Here is a 19,078-nt window from a genome sequence, read left to right as displayed (position 1 = left end):
ACGATCTGCTCGTAGCGATCGGCGCTGACGCTGCCGACCTTGCCGGTATTCATGGACTCTTCGGGCATGGGATTCACCACCCAGCGCGAGCCGGGTCACGGCCCCTTCGACCGTGACAAGACGTCGGCCCGCTTCCGAAACCGACACTCGAACGGCAAATACGAAGATCACAGCAAACGACAGAAAGTATCCGAAACTCGTTCGAGCGTGTCATTCCGATGCGTTCGCAGTGCGGTCACGGTGACCGTTCGTCGAACGTTTCGTTCCGAGCCCGCCAAGCCCTCACGACGCACTTCCGCGAGCAGTAGACGGCATCCGAACGGCGATCCACCCCCACCACCCAAATGGCCCCGCACTCGGGACACTCGGCCCGGCCCGCACCGCTCAACTCCGCGACCACCCGCTTGCGCCGGCGGCGGTCCTTGCGCCACTGCCTGGCACGACACGCCCCCGAGCAGTACACCGCCCCAGGCCGCGCGTCCGGCCTCAGCCGCCCGCGGCACCCCGGGCACACACGTTCCCCGGCCCGTTCGGCCCTCTCGTACACGGCACCAGCGTAGGCCCCGAACCCCTCACGCAGACGGGATCAGAAACACGCTCTGAGAGTTCGGGTTGCCCCGGCTCTCCGCAGATGCGGAGAGCCGGGGGCGCTCAGAGTTCCACGCCGTAGTACTGGCCGAGGTAGTCGATGATTTCCGGGGTGTGGGGCAGGAGTCCGGGCAGGTGGGCGGCCGGCGCGCTGCGGGTCGCGGCGGCGAGGTCGGCGGCATTCTTGGTGGCGGTGCGGACATACGGTTCGAGGCGCTTGATCAGTTCGTAGTTGCTGTCGATGTTCTCGGCGCGCATCGCCTTGTCCAACGGCGGCGTACCGGGCGGCGGAATCGACGGGAGCACTCGGCTCACGTAGGTGACCCGGTGCAGGATCCGCCAGCACGGCGGCTTGGCGGCGCTCTGCTGGGTTTGGCGTAGGGCGGCGGCGTCGGGGGCGCCGCTGTTGGCCAGCCAGAGCGGGTCGACGACCTTCTGGTAGAAGTCCTCGAAGTTGGCGCTGTCCTCGCCGAGATAGAACGTGAGGAACCGGTAGGCGTCCACCTTCCCGGGCACCAGGACCGGCTTGTTCGCGGCGTCGTACGCCGGCTTGCCGTCCTTGTCGCGCTGCTGCAGGTCGCCCGAGGGCGTGCAGTTGACGGCGAGGCCGAACGTGCGGGCGGTGTCCTTGCCGCGGGCGCGGGTGACGCTGAAGCCGCCGCCCAACGAGGCGTCGAACTTGGTCGAGATGCCCACTCCGCTGACCGATCCGATGAACTCGACGCCGAAGCTCCCCTTCATGTTGAACGTGTAGGAGCCGGACGTGGTCTCGGTGACGGCGTCCGTGGCCTCTGTGGTCTCGGCGAAGAATCCACCGCGTGCGGTCCACACGTAGGTGTTGACCAAGTCCCGATGGGAGAAGCCCGTGACCGCCCTGCCGCCGGTCGGTCCGCGGCCGGACCCGGCGTCGGTGCCGCCGTCGACGCCCATGCTGCGCAGCACGGCCTTGGCCTGGTCGTGGGTCGGATCGTGGTCGCGGGTCTCGGTCGAGACGGACTGGTAGTACGCGTGCAGGCGCTGCTGTTCGCGGACGATGCGGCGCTTGAGCACGTAGGCGTCGCGGGGCTTGAAGTAGCTGTACTCGCCGTAGCCGGTGGCGGTCGGGTAGTCCGGGTCGGTGACCTTGCCGCGGCTGTCGGACCCGACAACGCCGTCCAGGGTTCCCTGGGCCACGCTCCACAGCCGCACCTCGCCCAGGGCGCCGCGCAGCCGGTGGCCGATTTCCACCCCGTTGCGGTTGGATTGCGCGCCGGCACCGGTGTAGCGGTGGCTCCCGTCCGCCCTGCCGTCGAGGTAGAGGCGGATCTCCTGTGCGGGAAATGGGGAGGTGGCCGCCTGGCCGGCGGTAGGGGCCTCGGCCTGGAGCGTCTGCCGCACCACGGTGACGCGGTGGAACGCGCCGACTTGGAGCGCCGTGTTCGAGGTGTACCGGACGGCATTGCCGTCCGCCTCCGCGAAGGCGAACTCGACACGTCCGTCGGCGGTGAGCCCCAGCTGGTACGGGACACCGCCCGAACCGCCGTCGACGGCGCGGCCCTTGGTGATCAGGTCCACGGGTGCGCCCAGCTTGTCGACCTGGAGGAACACCTCGATCGTGAGGTCGCCGGTCACGTCGAGCGCGCTGTGTGGGGCCACCTCCAGGCCGGGGTTGCCGGCCTGCCGGATCGCCCAGGCCTGGGTGAAGGCCGCTGCCAGATGCGCCCATTCGTTGCAGGGGAAACGCTCGGCCGAGCGCAGCACGTGGCCACCGACCCGCGCGACCACCTGGTAGCCCTTGATCGGCGAGGCCGTCGGGCCGTTTCCGCGGAAGGTCCAGTGGCCCAGCAGACCGGGGGCGCTGTCGGGCGCCCGCTGATGGCGTTCGGCGGAGATCTCCTCCGGGGTGCGGACCCGTCCGAACACGCGGACCTCGTCGATCTGGCCCTTGAAGTACTCGTTGGAGAAGGGTTGGCAGCCCAGGACCAGCGGCCCGTTCCCGGTGTAGGGGCCCCCGGTGGTGCGGCGGGCGATCTCGGCGCCGTCGCGGTAGAGAATCTGCTCGCGCTTGGCGTGCACGTACACCGCGGCCCAGTGGTGCCAGTCCAGATCCACCAGACCCGGCTCGTTGCCGATCGATCGGTGGTTCATATCCGCCGCGATCTCGGCCGCGGGGCGCGCCCGGTTCCAGATCCGGACCTCGTCGATGTCGCCCTTGAAGTGGCCGATCGTGCTGCCCCGATACACCTTTTTGCCGATCAGCGCGATTGCCCCGCTGTCTTCCCTGAACGGCATGTCCCCGCTGCCGGAGAGCTTGCCGTTGACGTACACCTTCGCGGTCGTGCCGTCGAACGTGCCGGCGATGTGGGTGTACGCGTCCTTCGGGATGGCCTCTGCGGAGGTGATCAGCCACGGCGCCGCGTCGTGGGAGAGGTACACCGTTCCGTTCGCGTTCAGGCCGAGCTGGTACGCCGACCCCTTGGCCAGCACGGGGCTGTCTGCGTACTCGGCGGGCTTGACCCACGCCTCGATCGAGTACGGCTTCCCGCCGAAGCGCAACACCTCCGGATCACCCAGCTCGACGCCGGCGTCCGTGCCGTTCAGACGCAGCGCCGTCTCGGCGTGGTTCCCGGCGCCCACCACCGGCACCAACTCGCGCTTGGTGAACGGGCACGTTCCCGGGTTCCGTTCGAACACCGCGTCTCGGTAGACCGGATCCGGGCTCGTGTAGAACCTGGTTCCTTGCGTGTTGAACAGCCCCTGGGTGCCCTGTTCGACATTGAAGCAGTCCACGCGGCCGGTGGCGTCGTTGTGGGCGAAGAACTGCCACCGCTGTATACCGCTGACCGCCGTGGGCACGAGCACCGCGGCGAAGCGGCCCTGACTCAGGTTGCGGATGAACGACAGCTCCTGAGTCGGTTCATGGAACGGACGGCCTTCCATGTCCTCGGTACCGAGGGTGTCCTTGTTCGACTCGGGGCGGGTGGCGTGCCTGCTGCGCCGGTACCGTACTTCGAGTACCGGCTTCAGCTTGCCCTCCACCAGCACGAACCGGTCGCACAGCAAAGTGTCGCGCACCAGCGGCACTTTCCTGGTGCCGTCGAGCACATAGTCGGTCCTGGACACGCTGCCCGAGCAGCCGCCGCCGGTCAGCTTGTACACCGCATCGGGGTCCGCGTTCCCGATCGACTGGCGCAGCACGACCACGTAGGTGCCGTCCGGCAGTACGTGGAACGGGGCAGACGCCGTCAGCCGCGGCGTCGTGGATAGATAGGTGTCGATCTCGCCGGGCGCGGGCTGATCGTCGGCGGCCGCTTCGGTGCCGCCCCGCTTGACCGTCGGCATCGCTGTGGCACCGACGACGGCGACACCCACTTCGGCCAGTTCCCGGGGAAACGCCGGCTCGATCGGATTTCCGCTCCAGTAGGCCGCGTCCAGCTCGCCCTTGGCCGCCTGCTGCCCGGACAGATCCAGCACGGAATAGACGATCCGCCGGGCCGCGTCCATGGCGAACGCCACCGTCGTGCCCTGGTGGCGCACCATCGTCACATGTACGTACGAGCGATCGCCGTAGACCTTGAGCACGGAGTCCTGTAATGCCATGCGAGTCCCCCTTCACACGCACGCAAACCGCTTCGGGCCCGTCCCCCGGCCCGAAGCGGCGCGTCACGGCCTTGGTGCCCGCGGGGCGCCCGTCAGTCTGGCATCGGGAAGCCGTTCGGGGAAGGCGGCCGGGCGATCCGAGCGATAGGCGAACAGGTCCGTACGCCAGGGAAGTTGATGAATGAATTGCGGTTCGCGGCGGGACCTGCAGGCATCGGTGGTGCGGTCGCCCCGGTCGGCCGGGCGCAGCGTCAGCGCGCGCAGGACCGCCGGCTTCGTGGGCCCGTCAGGGCGCCTGACACGACCAGGGGGCGCGAGGTGCCGGCCACGATGCCGGAGGTCGGCGCCGAGCTTGTGTGCGAACGGCCGGGCCTGCTGCTGATCAGCGACAAGGGCTTCGCCTCGAAGCCCTTCGAACGGTCCTGTCCGCACAAGGGATCACGCTGCTGCGGATGTCCCGCAACGCGAGGCATACCGAGGACGTCCGCACCGTTCACGAGCGCGAGGCCGACGAGCCCCTGGGTTGTCTGCGGCGCCGCGGCCGGCGGCTCAACCCCTCGGGCCCAAGGTCCGCAACGGCGGGAGAACGGTGTGCGCAGCACCTGACTCGGGAAGACACGGCCCGGGCCGACGGGAAGGATCCCCGCGTACCGAGCCCCGGCGGCTCATCGCCCCCGAGCCACTGCGGCTGATACGTCGGGGTCGGTCCCTCCTGCCCGTGATCCGGGTCGTACACCGCGACGTACACCGCGACCGCCACGGTACCCACGACCAACGCCCCCAGCATCAGCACGTTGAACACGTTTGCGGCTCGGCGCTCGTCCGGCGTCGGCCAGGTAAAGAGCACTCGTCGCCACCAAGGGGTGAGGTCGATCCCGATCTCATCGGCCGCACCCGCGCCCCCATCGGCGTCCTGGCCGGTCGCGCTCCGGTACCGTCCGGGTGGGGGCCCGCCTCGAGGTCGACGTCGATCGCGTGCAGAGGTTCGCGAAGGCGGGTCGCCTCGTCCGGATCGTATGGCGCCCCCGCACCAGGTTCAGGTACGGCGGTATCGCCCCGATCGCCTCCACCAGCCCCGGCTGCGTCCACGAGGGTACCCACCGGGCCGATCCGGCGGCGATGAGCGCCTCGTTGACCAGGGCCGCCAGGTGGACGGTGAGCTCGTGATCGTCCCGTGGGACCTCCGCCGCGGCGGGGTCCCAGGATCTGCCGCGACCTCGGCCGTCAGAGCGGCGGCCGACCGGGCCCCGTGGCCGCTACGGAGCAGATCCGGAAACCTTCCCCACCCCGGGGTTCCGCGTGTCGGATTGCTGCGCCGCGACGGCCCGCAAAGCCGGGCGGGGGCTTGGGCGTCTCGGAGGTGGCCCGGTCGGGCGGTGGTGCGGGCGTGTCGAACACGTCCGACAGCGCGCCCGAGGACGGGTCGACGGTCACCGGGCACACCGTCGCGGGGTCGGCCGGAAACGTTTCATCCGGGGTCAGGCGCAGTTCGATATTCGATCCGGTCTGTGCGACCTCCAGGCCGACGGGGACCGTGCGGGTGTGCTCACCGTTCCTGGGTCGACGGTGGCGTCCCACATGTGGGGGCGGGCATCGTGGCCAGCTGTCGTCGACGCCTCGGTCAACTTGTCGAGGACCTGTACTCGCTCGCCACGCAGCTTTGCCGCCAACCGTGCCGACGGCAGGTCCTGCACGGAAACCTTCGCCATCTGCACAACCATCTGTTTCACGCCACAAAGCCTCACCCCGAGAGGGTCGATGGCGGGTAACCACCCTCTCGGGAAACGGAGTTGGGAATAGAGCTGCATCCCGCCCCACCACACGCCCACACCTGAAGGGCCGTTCACGCTGATGTAGGGTCACGCCGCCCATGGCCGGCGGCGGTGCCGTGAACTGGTAGTTGTCGTCGTGTCTCACGGCTTGGCCAGCTGTCCAGTCTCACGATCGTGTCCGAATCCTCGGGTCGGCTGGCTTGCCGGCTCGTCGGCCAGCTGGCCAACCACCAGTTGACGGAGTGCAGAACGCACGCGGGGCGCCGGCTGGAGTGGCCGGCGCCCCGCCGCCGTGCCGTCAGGCGGGTTCGGGTGTGGGCATCTCGGTCCGGTTGCCGCCCAAGACGTCCACGAGCGGAAGTCGTCGCGCTCCAGGGCCTCGACGATCGCCGCAGCCATGTTCTCGCGGCCGTCCGTGTCGGCAGGTAGGCCGCCGTGCGCCTTCCGGTAGGCGACCATGGTGTCCACGATCCTGAGCACAACATCGATGTTCTCCGCACTGCTCTGCATCACGCCTCCTGTTCGTCGTCGCTTCCGCCGTTGACCGCGCGGAGCCGCCGGTGAGCCTTGAACGCGTCCCCGGGTTCCGGCCAGTCGTCGCCACAGATTCCGTAGCGGGGCGGCATCAGACCCGCTCACCCATATGAGTGAAGGGCCTGACCTGCTGTCCTGTCGCAGTGCAGATGGCGATTGAGACGCCTGCGAGCCGGGCGGTTGCCATGTCGTTTGAGAACGCAGGTTCCGCTGTTCTCAAACGACATGGCCTTTGCAGGAGGAACGGCAGAGGGGATCACGGGTACCGAGGGTGGTGTAGTGCCCAAACCCGTCCGGCCATGACTGCCGGGCGGCGTGGTGACGTGGACGTCCGTCCGGTCGTGGTGTCGCTCAGTGGTGAGAACTCGGCGGGGTGGCGGCCCGATCAGGCCCGCGATTCCGCGAGCCGACAGCCGAGCAGTCCGGTGGCCTTTGCAGAAGTAGCGGTAGAGCGGATCGCGGGTGCCGAGCGTGGTGCGGTGCCGCGCGAAGCGGCGCGCTGGTTCGGCCGTGGTCAGCAGGTAGAACGATTGAGCGTCGAGGCCGGACTCCCTGGCGGGGGGTCGAGAAGGAGGTCGGTCGGGAGGACGTGTCGGGGGAACGACGCGAGTCGCCGGCGATCGTCAATCGAGGTGTTCGATCACCACGAGCGTCCAGCCGTGGGTCCGCTCCAGTGTGATCAGGTCCGGCGCCGGCGCGCGGTGCGGCAGGGCGCGCAGGACGGCGGCCTCCGCGACGTCGGCGGCGGTGAGGGGGTCGTCGTCGGGGGCGGCCTTGACGAACACGCGTCGCCCGCCGCGAGGGTGCCCAGCTCCTCCGGGCTGCCGGGGAGGCGTTGACATGCCGCCCATCAAAACACCGCGAAGTCGACCTGCCGGGTCGCGTCCTCGAACGCCCTTTGCCGACGGCCGCTTTGCGATCGGCTCGCCTGACGGTCCTGCCCGGCGACCGCGAACGCCCCGAGGGCTGCGCTGAGTATGGGTACCACCACCGCGACCGCACCCATGTCCTCCGCGCGCATCGACGCTCCCGTCGTTCGAGCCGAAACGCCCGGCACGACAAGGAAGATTGCCCGCCGTCGGGCAACCGTTTCGACGGATCGGCGCGGGGAGGGGGTGGGGGCCTGAGTCGATGGCGTGGAGCGGCGGTCAGGACCCGATGTTCTCCGGGGCCAAGTCGTGGCGTTGCAGGAGATCGACCCAATAGCAGGTCCATCGGTGGAGCAGGTCGATCATGGGGCCTCCCTGGAGTGCGGGTCGCTGCCGGGGGATGGCGGCGACCGGGCGTTGATCGTTGCGCCAAGACTCTCATGTCCTGGTTGGGCAAGGAACCCTGCGCAAGCAGGAGTTGGTCGACCTCCGTAGGGCGATGTGACGACGCAATAGACGGTCCCGGGGAACAACGGAACAGCGGTTGGTGCCAAGAGATTGATCCTGCCAGCTACTCGGCTGTCCTGTCGCAAGGGCAACCCCCGCCACGGGATCCAGCGTCGACCGCCGGATCCTGCCGTCATCCCCGTCGACCCACTCGACACCGACCAAGTCCAAGTCCATCAGCCACCCGCTGCGTCGCGCCACACTCACTCGCGAACGACCGTGACAGGCGCTGTGAGAACACGAGCCCGAAGTGAGACCGGATCACCCGCACGAGGTACACGACCTGCCGAAACGCCAAGTACGCGAGAACTGGCCATCTCGGTATGAGATGTGGTACGGGAGGTCCACCACGTGGCGGGTCTGCGTCGGTTTTGGCGATCACCGCGTTCGTGTTCACCGTTCGCCGACGGTTGGGGGTGGCGTGTTTCGGGGGAGTCGTAGGGCGTGGCCAGACGACAGCAGTTGATCGAGGCAGGTCCCGAGCAGGTGTGGGCGGTCCTTGCCGACGCCGCGCGTTAAGCGGAGTGGGTGGTGGGAACCCATCGGGTCACCCACGCGGACCGCTGCCGAAACCGAGAAACAGCTCCAGCTCACAGTCGTTGAACAGACTCGCCAGTTCCTCGCGACATGCCTCGACGAGTTCCAGGAGCACTCGCACGTGGTCCTCGAGGTCGCTGTCATCAGGCAGCTTGCTTCGCCGGACCGGCCTCGTAGTCCGGAGCCAGGGCGAGGCGCGGGCGGCCGTTCTCCGCATCGACCGTCGAGTCCCCGGACGCGCCGGTGGAGACCAGCGGCGGTTCGTCACCGATCCCGCACTCGGTACTCGGCCCGTGGGGACCACGGCCTCGATCGGCCTCGCGTCGTCCAGCTCCGCGGTCGGCAACCGCAGACGAGCGACGGTCAGCGGTTCCGGCGGTGTGTGCTCATAGCGATGGACCATGGTCGGAGCCTCCCGGAAAGCCGACCGTCCCCGACGATCCCGCCGAACCCGTATCGGGCCCGCGCCCACTCTCCAGGGCACAGGCACCCGAACGACCACCGCACTCGAAAGCCGTATGGCGCTCGGACGGGCCCCGCGGTGCCGGTTCGTTCCGGTAAGTCGATCGCTCGGCGTCCTTCAATTTTTTGTTCGGTCCATTGCAGGAAAATGGCGGTCATGCCGCCGGGTCCCTCGGACCTGATCTGCGTGGCGGGCGATGAGGTTCGAGCGGGTCGGCCATGGCGGCTCCTGTGCCTGTCAGGGGTGCTCAGTCGGAGCTGCAGCCGCAGCTTCGTCGAGGAGATTGCCGAAATGCCCGAAGGTCCACTCGTCGATCATCTTCGGGTAAGCATCAATAAGGTCTCGAGGGAGAGACAAGCGCGGCTCTTCGAAGTGGAAGCCCCACTGCGAGACGATGTTGTCCCCGGCTGTCAGGTCTGCAACCGCAGAGCGCAATCGGCAGGCATGAGCGAGGATTTGCTTCACTCGCACCACACTGATGTCACCAACGCCAGCGCCTTCATGCGCAATGAAGTTCCGTGCTCGTCTGGCCCCCCGCAGCACCTCCATGGTGTCAGCGGAGCACGCCAGGCGGCCAGTCAGCTGCTGCAGCGTCGGTCCGAGCATCTCGTCGGCTGGAAGCCCAGCAACGATGTCCTCGAACGTAGCAACCGGATCCGCGTTTTCATGCACTTCCATCAGGTTGATGCATCGGACCATCCAGCGACACTTCTCCTCGAACGCATTAGCGATATGAAGGGAACGGCCGGCCGAAAGGAACAGCGCGTCGAGTAGCTCTGGCTCTTGGGGAGGTGAATAGCCCAACGACCAAGTCATGGCTCCACCGTAGTGACGGAGTCCACCGGATATGAGGTGATCTCGCAACCACCTTGGCCCTGTCGCGCCGGATTCTCGGTCGTGCCCAACATTCCGCCCCTGGCGTCCCTGTCGCCGCTTTCCCGGCCAACAGCCGGTCCGTCGCCTCGCGGATACGGGCGCGTTCGTCGTGGCGGCCGCGCGCAGCGCACCGACGCTCGCCGCCTGGGCCATCGCAAGGTCGGGGCCCGTCTCGTGCCGATCCTGCACACCAAGCTGCTGGTGCCGGGTGAGCTGGCGGCCAACGGCCGCTGCCCCAGCAGGGATATGTCGGCACCGAACACCCGCGCGGCGGTCACGGCCGCGATCACCGGCTCTATTCGGATCGTCATCGTGATCCCCCCTCGGAAGACGCGTGGCGCCGCCCGCCACGGGACGGCGCCGAAACGGGCGAAGCCGCCCTCGGCGGCCCCTACTTCCCAGGAAAGCGCACGAAGGCCCCGTTTGTGCAAAGCACTTCACGACAGGTAGTGATCCGCCGACTACACCGGCGCCGGCGCTCGGCTCCCACCACCGGCGACGCACGTACGGGTCCCGAAGCCGCCTCGGGAGCCTCCGCAGTACGGCGAACGGGGGGCCGTCGCGGCCCGGCCATGAGGTCGATGCGCCCCAGCTTCGGAGCGGTGCGGGTGAGCTTCGTAGTCGCGAGGAGGTGGCGGTGGTGCATGAGCCATCCGAAGGTTCGCTCGACGATCCAACGTCTGGGGAGGCCTTGCATCCCTGGCCGGTGGGGTCGATGCCCGGGGCTGCGCCGTGCTCGATTGCCTTGGCACGGTAGCCGGCGTGCCCAGGCCCTGGCGGGGGTGGGCGGTGGCGATCGAGGAGGGCAGGTGGATCCCGCCGGCGTCGTCGGAAACGCTTGCCGCGGTTACCCACGCGGCGAGCAGGAGGCCGACGGTTGCCATCTCGGGCGATCGTGTCGGCCGTGACATGGTGGCCGTGTCGCGCGAGGTTTCGTCATCGGATGGGGTGGTCTGAGGAGCGAGTCGGGGGGGTGCCGGGTGCGGTCCAGGTCCGCGTCGAGGACGGCGAGGTCCGGATGGTCCCGCAGTTCTGCTCGCGCGCCCGGTCCTCCAGATTCGGCTTGTGCGCGGCCCCTCTCGAGTATTGGTCAGGACACAGCGAGCAGCTGCGCGTTCTCGCGGCTCAGGCCGTGATTGCGGTCTCGGGGCGTCCCGCAGTCGGTCGGTGTCGATTCGGCCGCCGTTGACCGCGACGTAGAGCGCTCCGTGACCACGGCGGTGCTCCGGTGCGAGTGACAGCCCGACCAACGTCCTCACCGGTCCGTCGGCACACAACACGGCATCCGCCAACTCGAACAGCGCGTCACCGCGGCGGGTCAGACAGGCATGGAACTCGACCCGGAAGCGGGACAGTTCCGCCAACGCCTCAAGTCGCTCCGGCCCATACGGCGGACTCGTCACCACGGCCTCCGCCCCGATCCCTCTGCGCCTTTTGGTCGAGGCAAAGGATCCGGCACCGGCCGCCGACATCACACGCGATCACCGAAAGCGCGGACACACGAGCGCCGGACTGCTACCGGCCCGGCAGGAGGTTCAGCACCAAGTCAGAGGAGCCGCCACCGGCGATACACACTGGCCATGCCGCCCGCAGGACGTTCCCGATCACCGGATCCACGCTCGACCACGACCCCGCCGTCGTCGGCCCACAGCCGGTCCCCGGCGCGCAAGAACAGCGGCTGCTCCAGTTCGAACACCGAGCACCCGGGCTCGAAGTCCACCCTGTTCAGCAGCAACATCAACGGAGCCGTCACACGTTCACCAGTCAGCATCACTTCCCCATACTCTCGCACCAGTTGAGTGAGCTTCCCGAGCGCGCCGGCGGAATCGATAATCGCGACCTGGGTTAAAGAACAAGCTCACTGCACGCCCGCGCGGTGGGTCCATGGACGACGAGCAAATCGTCGGCAGCACCGCTCGTCGCCCTGGGCGTCTTCACCCCTACCGTCCGACGCCGACGGACGTGACGCCCTTCTTGACGAAGCCCGTGTCGTCGACGATCAGCACGGATGACCGCGTTCTGGCGGGTCGACGCCCTGATCGGTCACGCACCGCCCGAGGCGTGGACACGGATGTCGTGCGGCGACGCCGCGAAAGGCCCGCGGATGTACGACTGGGTCTGCGCGAGACAGCCGGTGATCCCGGACTTCGACGACGCCGAACTCGGCTGTGAGCGCCGGGTGTTTGCCCGACGGAGTCTGGGCGACCCCACCGAGATCGCGTACTACATGGCAGCCGGACCCGACGACACGCCGCTCGCGGAACTCGACCGCGTCGCGGGAGCCCGATGGGCGATCGAGGAGTCGTTCCAGGCGGCGAAGAACGCATGCGGCCTCGACGAGTACGAGGTCCGCCGCTACCCGGCCTGTGACCGGCCGGAGGCATCCATGAGTCACCGGGTGCCGGGTGGCCGGTCGGAAGGAGGACTTCCACCGATCGCGGGCACGCCAGCGAGGAGTCCGAGCCCCAAAGGGGTGCAGGCGTGCCGGATCACCTTGCCTTCGCGTTGGGCGGTGATCAGCCGGGCGGCGCGCAGGGCCTTGGTGTGTTCGGACACCGAGGACTTGGCGAGTCCGAGCTCACGGACGAGGTCGCTGCCAGTGCGGGGACGGGTCAGGTGTTCCAGGATCGCGGCACGGGTGTTTCCCAGCAGCATGGCCAACGCGTCGGCGTTCGCGGGTTGATCGATCAGAGGCAGCGGGGTGAGGGCCGGGTACACCAGGAACCATCCCTGGGCGTACCTGCCCACCAGGGGGCGACCGTTCCAGAAGACGGACGGAAGCACGGTGACGCCCGTTCCGTCGAGGGTGGCCTCGACTTCGTCGGTGCTGTCGAACTCCAGGGTCGTGTCTCGCCAACGTGCCGTCGGCGTCAGGCTTGTCAGTGTCGCGCGGATACCCCGGCTGGCCAGGAGCTGGGTGCGCCATGCGCGTTCGGCGTCGAAGCCGGCGCGTATGCGATCCCAGTGGTCGCCTAAGATGCGCGCGTGCGCGGTGCGCAGGGCGTGCTCGAGACTTTGCCAGGTGTGCCGGTCGCGGTCGGCCAACAGGCGTGTCCACGTGCTCGGGGGCCGGCCTGCGGTGTGCACGCGGCGCAGTTCGGAGCGGACGAGCGCGGTAGGGGTCGACAGGACCCGGTCGAGGCCGTCGTCGAAATCCGAGTCGGGTGGATCGAGGAACAACGGCCCTTTGGCGGTGGCCGGTACGAGTTCCGACAAGGCTCTCGCGGAGCACTTCGCGTGCCGGCCCACCTGCCGCCGCCAGGGGCCGAAGACTGCGTCGGAGCGCTGCAGCATCGCGACGGCGAGGATCAACTCCACCATCGGCGCCGGTTCGTCGGCGAACTGCACCTGCAGTAGGTCCTCGGTGGTGAAATGCACGCGCAGCACGGCTCTCTCCCCCCACGCGAGCGGCTCCACAGGCTCGGTTCGGTCCAGGCCGAACCGAGTGCGGGGTACTGCCCGCGGTCCGAAGATGGGACTGCGACTCCAAGCCTGGACCGTTCGCCGAAGCGTGCGGAAGCCGCTAACCAGCCACCGTCGCCCCTAATGCCGTCGCGGCAACGAGACCTCCATTTATCGGTGTTGCGACGGTCGGCCGCGTCTTCGCGGATACGACCACAGAGCAAGGAGAGACATGTACACACAGGAAGATGGATCGCGTACGTCTCGGGCGCCGGCTCGGGCATGGCAGCCTGGGCCGGCTCGTGACGGGTCCGGGCATCGGTCGTACCGACGGCGGGTGCCGGTGGGAAGGTCGGCTCCCGGCGCGACATCGAGAGCGGCCGCGCCGATGCCGTAGTCGTTCGCGGCTGCTGCCGTAGCGACGCGCGACCCTTCGAGGCCGAGTGTCCACCGCACTACGGCGATTCGACCGGTGGGCACGGTTCGGGTGTTCACGACCTCGTGCGGGGCCGGGATCGAGCGGGCGCGGATGGAAGAACCGCTGGTGGCGGGGACGATCAGATACCAGGCACGCGAGTCATGGGTGACTTCGCAGCAACCGTCGGGGTGGACGGCCGGTGCCGACGCGACCGGCCCGGGAAGCTCCCTTCGAGCGAGCGGGCACGCGCGACCGAACACGCGAACGCGGCCGCGCCGCACCCGCGCGAGGCGGCCGGCGTCGGCCCTGTCACCGAGATCCTGGGTCGCTGGGACGGGGGCGACGGGAGGCACTCGTGTGGAACGCGGGATGGTCCGTGGGACTTCGATGTCCGGGACACCGACTACGGGGGGCTGAGAATGCTCGTGAGGGAGTTCAGCACGGAGGTCGTGGCGGCACCGGAGCGGTTCGCGTTGTGGAAGGAGGCGATGGACCGGTCGCACGTATGCGATCGGTTGGACACCAATGACCACGGTGACTTCCGTGCCGGCATGCGGTGCCTGGACCTGGGGGAAATACGGGTGTCAGCGCTCTCCTTCCCCCATCTGCGGATCACGCGGACGCCGAAGCTGATCCGGCGGTTCGATCCCGAGGTGTTTCAGATCAACCACTTCCTGGGGGGACAGGGGATCGTCTCCGTAGGCAAGTACGACACCACACTTCGTGTCGGTGACCTCCTGGTGATGGACAGCGGCCTTCCCTACCGAGGCGAGGTTCATGCCGATTCGGCCAGGTGGTCGCATATGACCGTGCAGTGTCCATACGCGCTCCTGCCGTTGCCGGCGAAGACGGTCCGACGCCTGTTCGCCGTCCCGATCAGCGGGCGCAGCGGCATGGGTGGGGTGTTTGCCGGTTGGTTGTTCGATCTCAACGGACGCGCCGCCGAGTTCACCCCCGCCGACGCCCCCACCCTGGCGTCGGTCACCGTCGACCTCCTGGGATCCGTGCTGGCCCGTTGCCTGGAGTCGGAGGAGGCGCTGAGCCCGGAGACCCGAAGGACGGCTCTGCGTGCCCGGATCGTCGCGTTCGTCGAACGGCACCTGGCCGACCCGGACCTCACGCCCCGGGCGGTGGCGGAGGCGCACCACATCTCCCTCCGTCTGCTCCAGCAGCTGCTCGCGGCGGACGACACGTCACCGGCGGCCTGGATACGCCGACGCCGTCTCGAGCGTTGTCGCCTCGATCTGGCCGACCCCGGCCTGAACATCCTCGCCGTGCGGGTGATCGCCGCTCGCTGGGGCTTCACGGATCCGAAGCACTTCAGTCGCCTGTTCCACGCCACCTACGGGACACCGCCGCGAGACTACCGGCAGCAGTCCCTCCGCGATACGCAGGCACCGCACACGCCCGGTGCCGGGAGGGACGCATGACACGCGGTTCGCAACGGCCGAGACCGTCGGCGATCGTGACCGGGCGCGGGGGACGGCCTCGGGCGCGTGGACGCGCGCTCCTCCCACACGGCGGCCTCGCACCGGGGCGCGCTCGCGCCGGTCCGAGGCCATCCGTGCGGCGGCCCGGGGTGACGACGTCATACGCCGCCATGCGCCGACGGCGGTGACAAAAAGGGTCGGCCCGCCCAGGGCCAGGCCGGGGCCCTGGGTCACGCGACCCGTCGGCCGTCGTCCGTCCGGGTCCACCCGGCAACCGATCGTGGCGGTCTACCTGTCCGGGTCCACCCACAGCTGCCAATACGAGGAGGTCGTGTTCTTGCGGCAGACCCAGTCGGGGTAGCCCGGGTTCCGCCCGGCCTTCTCGCACGCGGCCTTGGTCGTGTACAGGTTTGGGTTGGGGTTGGGGTACGTGACCTCGGCCGCGGTCGAGGTGGTGACGCTTGTATCGGCGGGCGCGGGTGCTCCGTTCGCGGCGGCGACGGTGCCGCCGACCACTGGGCCGCTCCCAGGACGGCATGCGCGAGTCGTACTGAAGTATGCATACGTGTGTTCCCTTGAACTCTGATCTCGTGGTGTGTGCGACGGCCGGAATCCGCCGAGCGGCCACGCCGACGCGCCGTGTCTCTCGCGGGCCGAGGGGCCCCGGATCATGACCGCCGGACCGGCCATCACCGCCCGGGTCGGCCGTCGGGCATCGTTAACGCTGCGGCGTGCACCGCGTCGACGTGTCCGGTGAGGGGTTCGTGAAGAGGTTCGTGGAGGGGGTTGCGGTGGTGAAGCCCTGGTCCCCGAGCCGGTGACGTCGTGTGGGATCCGCGCGTCGGTGAGCCGGCCGGCCTCCGTCGTCCGCGTACCGGGGGTCGGTCACGCCGACGTGTTCGACGTGACCGACCCGTCCTCTTCGCCGGCTTCGCCGGCTGCCTCGGCGGCATGGCTCCGACGCGCCCTGCCTCGTTCGGGAGCGGAACGGCTCGCCTCCTGAGCGGGCAAAGAGGTCGTGCGCTCGTATCCGCCCCCGCGACAGGCACCCGCTCGACCGCCTCCTTCGGGCACCGCCTCAGGGATCATCGGTTGTCGGCGGTCGCCGGCCACCGGGGCGGTCCACCACCGCCTACGAGTTCAGGTCCGCCCAGAGCTGCCACACCTTGCCGGCCTTGCGGCAATCCCAGCGGCTGTAGACCGAGTCGTTTCCTGCCGCCACGCAGGCGTTCAGGCTGGGGAAGTCACCAACGTGGACGCGCCCGAATGCCGCCTCGTCGAAGGTGGGCGCGCTTGTCTCGGAGGATGCGGGTGTCGCGTTGGCGGTGGCGATGGTGCCACCGGTCATCAGGGCCGCAGCCAGGGCGACACCGGTGAGCCGGACTCGAGTACGCATACGCTATTTCTCCCTTGATCCATTGAATTCCCGGCGTGCATGTAACGGCCGGAGACACCGAGCGGCCGCGGCCGCCGCCCCGTGTCCCTGGCGGGCGGGAAGGCCCCGGGTCGTAGATCCTCGACGCGGGCTCCCGAGAACCAGCATGCCTGGGATGCTCGCAGGTGCCGGTGTCGATCCGCGCAGGGAAGGTGTCCATTCGCGCAGGGCCCGCGCGCCGACCTTCCGGGACAAGTGGCATGTCCCGCCGGGGCAACCGCATCGACGACTGGGACGGTCCGGGCGCGCAGCGGTGCAGGCGATGTTCGCGGCGTATCCGACGTGGGGCCGGTGGCCCGTTTCGGCCTCGCCCGCGCTTGTGCCGCTTGTCGCGGCGAGGTCACAGGCGTCACGTGCCCGTGGTTTCCCGCCATAACGGCGGTACCGGTTCGTCCACGGCCTGCGGGTACGCGCACCTGCTCGGCGCGCTCCGCTCCCCCGGCGTCGAGATGGCCGTCCGCGCGCTCGCCGGCTCTATGCCCGAGGCCCGCCTGCGGGCCACGGCGGTCGCGTTCACCGCCGAGCTCCCGATCGGCTGAGTCAGGCGCGGCGGGGGCCGGTCGAAAGGCGGCCAGCTCAGGTGCGGGGTCGGTGTTGGGCATTTCGGTCGGTGTGCTCGCGCCCGGGGCCGCGCACCCCGGTCGCCTGTCGGCGGGCGGGCTGCGCGGCGCGGGGGCTCGAGGCGGGGGCGCCGGTCAGTTCCGGAAGGGTCGGACGACGCGCCCGATGTCCGAGCCGTACCGGGTGCCGTTCGGGCGTCGGAACGAGGTTTCGTTGTATGCCGGTCGGTCGTGCCGGCGGCCCGGTACGCGGCCACCTCGGCCCGGTCGGGCATCTGCGTGACCACCATGCTCCCCTCCGAGGCGAATCGGACGAGGACCGCGTCCCGGGAAGGGTCGAACCCGCCGCGCATGGCGTCGAGCATCGCCCCGTAGGCGCGGTCGCGCACGTGAGGTGCCACCACCGCCAGGGTGAGTCCCGACCGCCCCGCGACCGTGGCGCCGACCACGCATCGTCCGTCGACACGGCCGCCGAACGCTCGGGCGACCGCGATCGGGACGGCCCGCGCAACATCACCGGTCGACGGCGAACGATCCAGGTCATGAATCCGGATCGTCGGCAGGCGGATCGCCGCACGAGCGCGGACCGTTGAAACAAGTTGGGCTCGATGTTCCCAAGCCTCGTCCCGAACGCCCACTGACAGGTGAGGCGCCGCGACCGGGACAGTCCCGGTGAGCGAAGCCGTCTCGTGAAAGGGCGTCACCGTGTGAGTGTCACTCAGGCCGCGGTAGCGGTTCTCGGGGGCGAAGGAGGAGGCGGCCTCGGCGGGGAGAGTGGAGCCGGCCGCGGGCGCAGTTGTGCGACGCGACCGCGTACGTGGCGGGCCACGACGGGCGCATCACGTGCGTGCACGTCGAAGGGCTGCGCGGCACCGGCAGCATCGGCCCGTTCGACGAGAGCACCTATAGCGCCGCCGTCGTCCAGACCAGCGCCGTCCACGGCAGCGGACCCGCCGCACGGATCCTCGTCGACGGCACGCTCGCGCTGTACCGGGCATGGGAGGACACCGGCCGACCCGGCATCTGCGCCTGGCACTTCGACACCACCCCGCGCACCGCCGCCGACGGCAGCGTCATGCACGTCCCCAACGCGTGGTCGCCGCACACCGACCATGCTCCGGCCGCCCCGACGGCGGAGAACTCCTCGGCGTGATCGAGGCGCGCGGGCGCAGCGCCCACACTTCCCCGTGTCGGGTATCAGCCGCCGAGGTCGAACACGCCCCACGCGGTGAACGGCTCGGCCTGGACGTGGATCCTGCTTCCCCGGCCGACGACGCGTCGGGGCCGGGGGCGGAGCCGTCGGGCAAGGTGAGCAGGCCGACGTCCGTCGGCTCGACGGACGCTTCGGTGAGTTCTGCGTGGGCGAGTCGGTCCTGCTCGTCGCCGTAGCCGCCGTAGAAGGCCACCCGATCGCCGTGGACGGCCACCGCGTGGGCGCCCCGGACGCGATTCCCCGCACCGTCACCGGCCGGTCGGGGCGGTCGGGTATCTCGACGAGCGGGAAGTCCGTGTACGGGCAAGGCCCAAGCCGTGGTGCCCGACACGTTCAGGGCGTAGCAGTCGAACAGACCGGGGATGCGGGCGCCGTCCGACGTCCAGGCGAGCCGGCCCGTGGCGCTCCAGCGGCGGATTCCGACCGGGTTCTCGTCGAAGTGAGCGACCCAGAGGTGGCCGCTCTCGTCCACGAGCAGGTGCTCGATGGCGTCCCCGACAAAGAACGATGTGGTCTCGCGGCCGAGCGCGTCGAAGACTTGGACCTGGTTTGCGTCCTCGTCGCGGCGGGCGCGCGACGCGGCGACGACGAACCCGCCGTCGGGCAGGCGGTCCAACTGCGGCCAATGGGCGCGCACGGAAGTCAGTTCGGTGAGTTCGACGGTTTCGTCCGGATCAACGGAGACGACCAGGGCGTCGAACGGCGGGAGATCACCGCCGGGCTGCGGGGCGGATTCGGCGAGCAGCCAGTGGGCGACGCCGTAGACGTCGACGGTGCTGGTCAGGACGTGGTGGTCGTGGTGCGCTCGGGGCAGGTGGGCGTAGGGAACGAGGGCGGTCTCGTGCATGGTCGGACTCTCCTGGGTGGGTGTTCACGGCCGTCGGACGCTGCGGTG

General features: G+C 69.4%; 13 protein-coding genes and 2 pseudogenes. 3 read left to right on the top strand and 12 right to left on the bottom strand.

Going from position 1 to position 19,078, the window contains the following annotated elements:
• Positions 1-651: 651 nt before the first annotated feature.
• From ACFZBU_RS06940 to ACFZBU_RS06900, 9 genes and pseudogenes are all read right to left on the bottom strand, one after another.
• Positions 652-4,167 (bottom strand): LamG domain-containing protein, encoded by a 3,516-nt coding sequence (locus tag ACFZBU_RS06940; RefSeq protein WP_391582433.1) that lies wholly within the window; start codon positions 4,165-4,167, stop codon positions 652-654.
• Positions 4,168-6,080: 1,913 nt separating this feature from the next.
• Positions 6,081-6,449, bottom strand: coding sequence for a hypothetical protein (locus ACFZBU_RS06935; protein WP_391582432.1), 369 nt, complete (start codon positions 6,447-6,449; stop codon positions 6,081-6,083).
• A 647-nt stretch (positions 6,450-7,096) separates the two neighbouring features.
• Positions 7,097-7,258, bottom strand: coding sequence for a hypothetical protein (locus ACFZBU_RS06930; protein WP_391582431.1), 162 nt, complete (start codon positions 7,256-7,258; stop codon positions 7,097-7,099).
• Between the two features lie 65 nt (positions 7,259-7,323).
• Complete coding sequence (locus ACFZBU_RS06925) at positions 7,324-7,494, bottom strand: hypothetical protein (protein WP_391582430.1); 171 nt, start codon at positions 7,492-7,494, stop codon at positions 7,324-7,326.
• A gap of 1,592 nt (positions 7,495-9,086) precedes the next feature.
• Positions 9,087-9,665, bottom strand: a complete 579-nt coding sequence (locus ACFZBU_RS06920; RefSeq protein ID WP_391582429.1) for a hypothetical protein — start codon at positions 9,663-9,665, stop codon at positions 9,087-9,089.
• Between the two features lie 521 nt (positions 9,666-10,186).
• Positions 10,187-10,603 (bottom strand): annotated as a pseudogene (locus ACFZBU_RS06915) (hypothetical protein); the annotation flags it as partial.
• Positions 10,604-10,873: 270 nt separating this feature from the next.
• Positions 10,874-11,128 (bottom strand): annotated as a pseudogene (locus ACFZBU_RS06910) (transposase); the annotation flags it as partial.
• A 143-nt stretch (positions 11,129-11,271) separates the two neighbouring features.
• Complete coding sequence (locus ACFZBU_RS06905; RefSeq protein ID WP_391582428.1) at positions 11,272-11,478, bottom strand: hypothetical protein; 207 nt, start codon at positions 11,476-11,478, stop codon at positions 11,272-11,274.
• Positions 11,479-12,116: 638 nt separating this feature from the next.
• Positions 12,117-13,112, bottom strand: coding sequence for a DUF5937 family protein (locus ACFZBU_RS06900; protein ID WP_391582427.1), 996 nt, complete (start codon positions 13,110-13,112; stop codon positions 12,117-12,119).
• A gap of 852 nt (positions 13,113-13,964) precedes the next feature.
• On the opposite strand from ACFZBU_RS06900, the gene ACFZBU_RS06895 reads away from it, so the two are divergent.
• Positions 13,965-14,975, top strand: coding sequence for an AraC family transcriptional regulator (locus tag ACFZBU_RS06895; protein ID WP_391582426.1), 1,011 nt, complete (start codon positions 13,965-13,967; stop codon positions 14,973-14,975).
• A 288-nt stretch (positions 14,976-15,263) separates the two neighbouring features.
• Here the strand turns inward: ACFZBU_RS06895 and ACFZBU_RS06890 are convergent, their stop codons facing one another.
• Entirely contained in the window at positions 15,264-15,491 is a 228-nt protein-coding gene (locus ACFZBU_RS06890) for a hypothetical protein (RefSeq protein ID WP_391582425.1), read from the bottom strand.
• A gap of 616 nt (positions 15,492-16,107) precedes the next feature.
• Complete coding sequence (locus ACFZBU_RS06885) at positions 16,108-16,371, bottom strand: hypothetical protein (RefSeq protein ID WP_391582424.1); 264 nt, start codon at positions 16,369-16,371, stop codon at positions 16,108-16,110.
• 398 nt (positions 16,372-16,769) lie between these two features.
• On the opposite strand from ACFZBU_RS06885, the gene ACFZBU_RS06880 reads away from it, so the two are divergent.
• Entirely contained in the window at positions 16,770-16,949 is a 180-nt protein-coding gene (locus tag ACFZBU_RS06880) for a hypothetical protein (RefSeq protein ID WP_391582423.1), read from the top strand.
• An 817-nt stretch (positions 16,950-17,766) separates the two neighbouring features.
• A complete protein-coding gene (locus tag ACFZBU_RS06875) occupies positions 17,767-18,123 on the top strand; it encodes a hypothetical protein (RefSeq protein WP_391582422.1) in 357 nt (118 codons plus the stop codon).
• On the opposite strand, the gene ACFZBU_RS06870 is transcribed toward ACFZBU_RS06875, so the two are convergent.
• Positions 18,044-19,030, bottom strand: a complete 987-nt coding sequence (locus ACFZBU_RS06870) for a hypothetical protein (protein WP_391582421.1) — start codon at positions 19,028-19,030, stop codon at positions 18,044-18,046. The genes ACFZBU_RS06875 and ACFZBU_RS06870 overlap by 80 nt on opposite strands.
• Positions 19,031-19,078 lie beyond the last annotated feature (48 nt).

This window comes from Embleya sp. NPDC008237, from assembly GCF_042956465.1.
Taxonomy (GTDB): domain Bacteria; phylum Actinomycetota; class Actinomycetes; order Streptomycetales; family Streptomycetaceae; genus Embleya.
The sequence above is the reverse complement of the archived record's forward strand: the minus strand, read 5'-3'. Positions and strand labels throughout refer to the sequence as shown.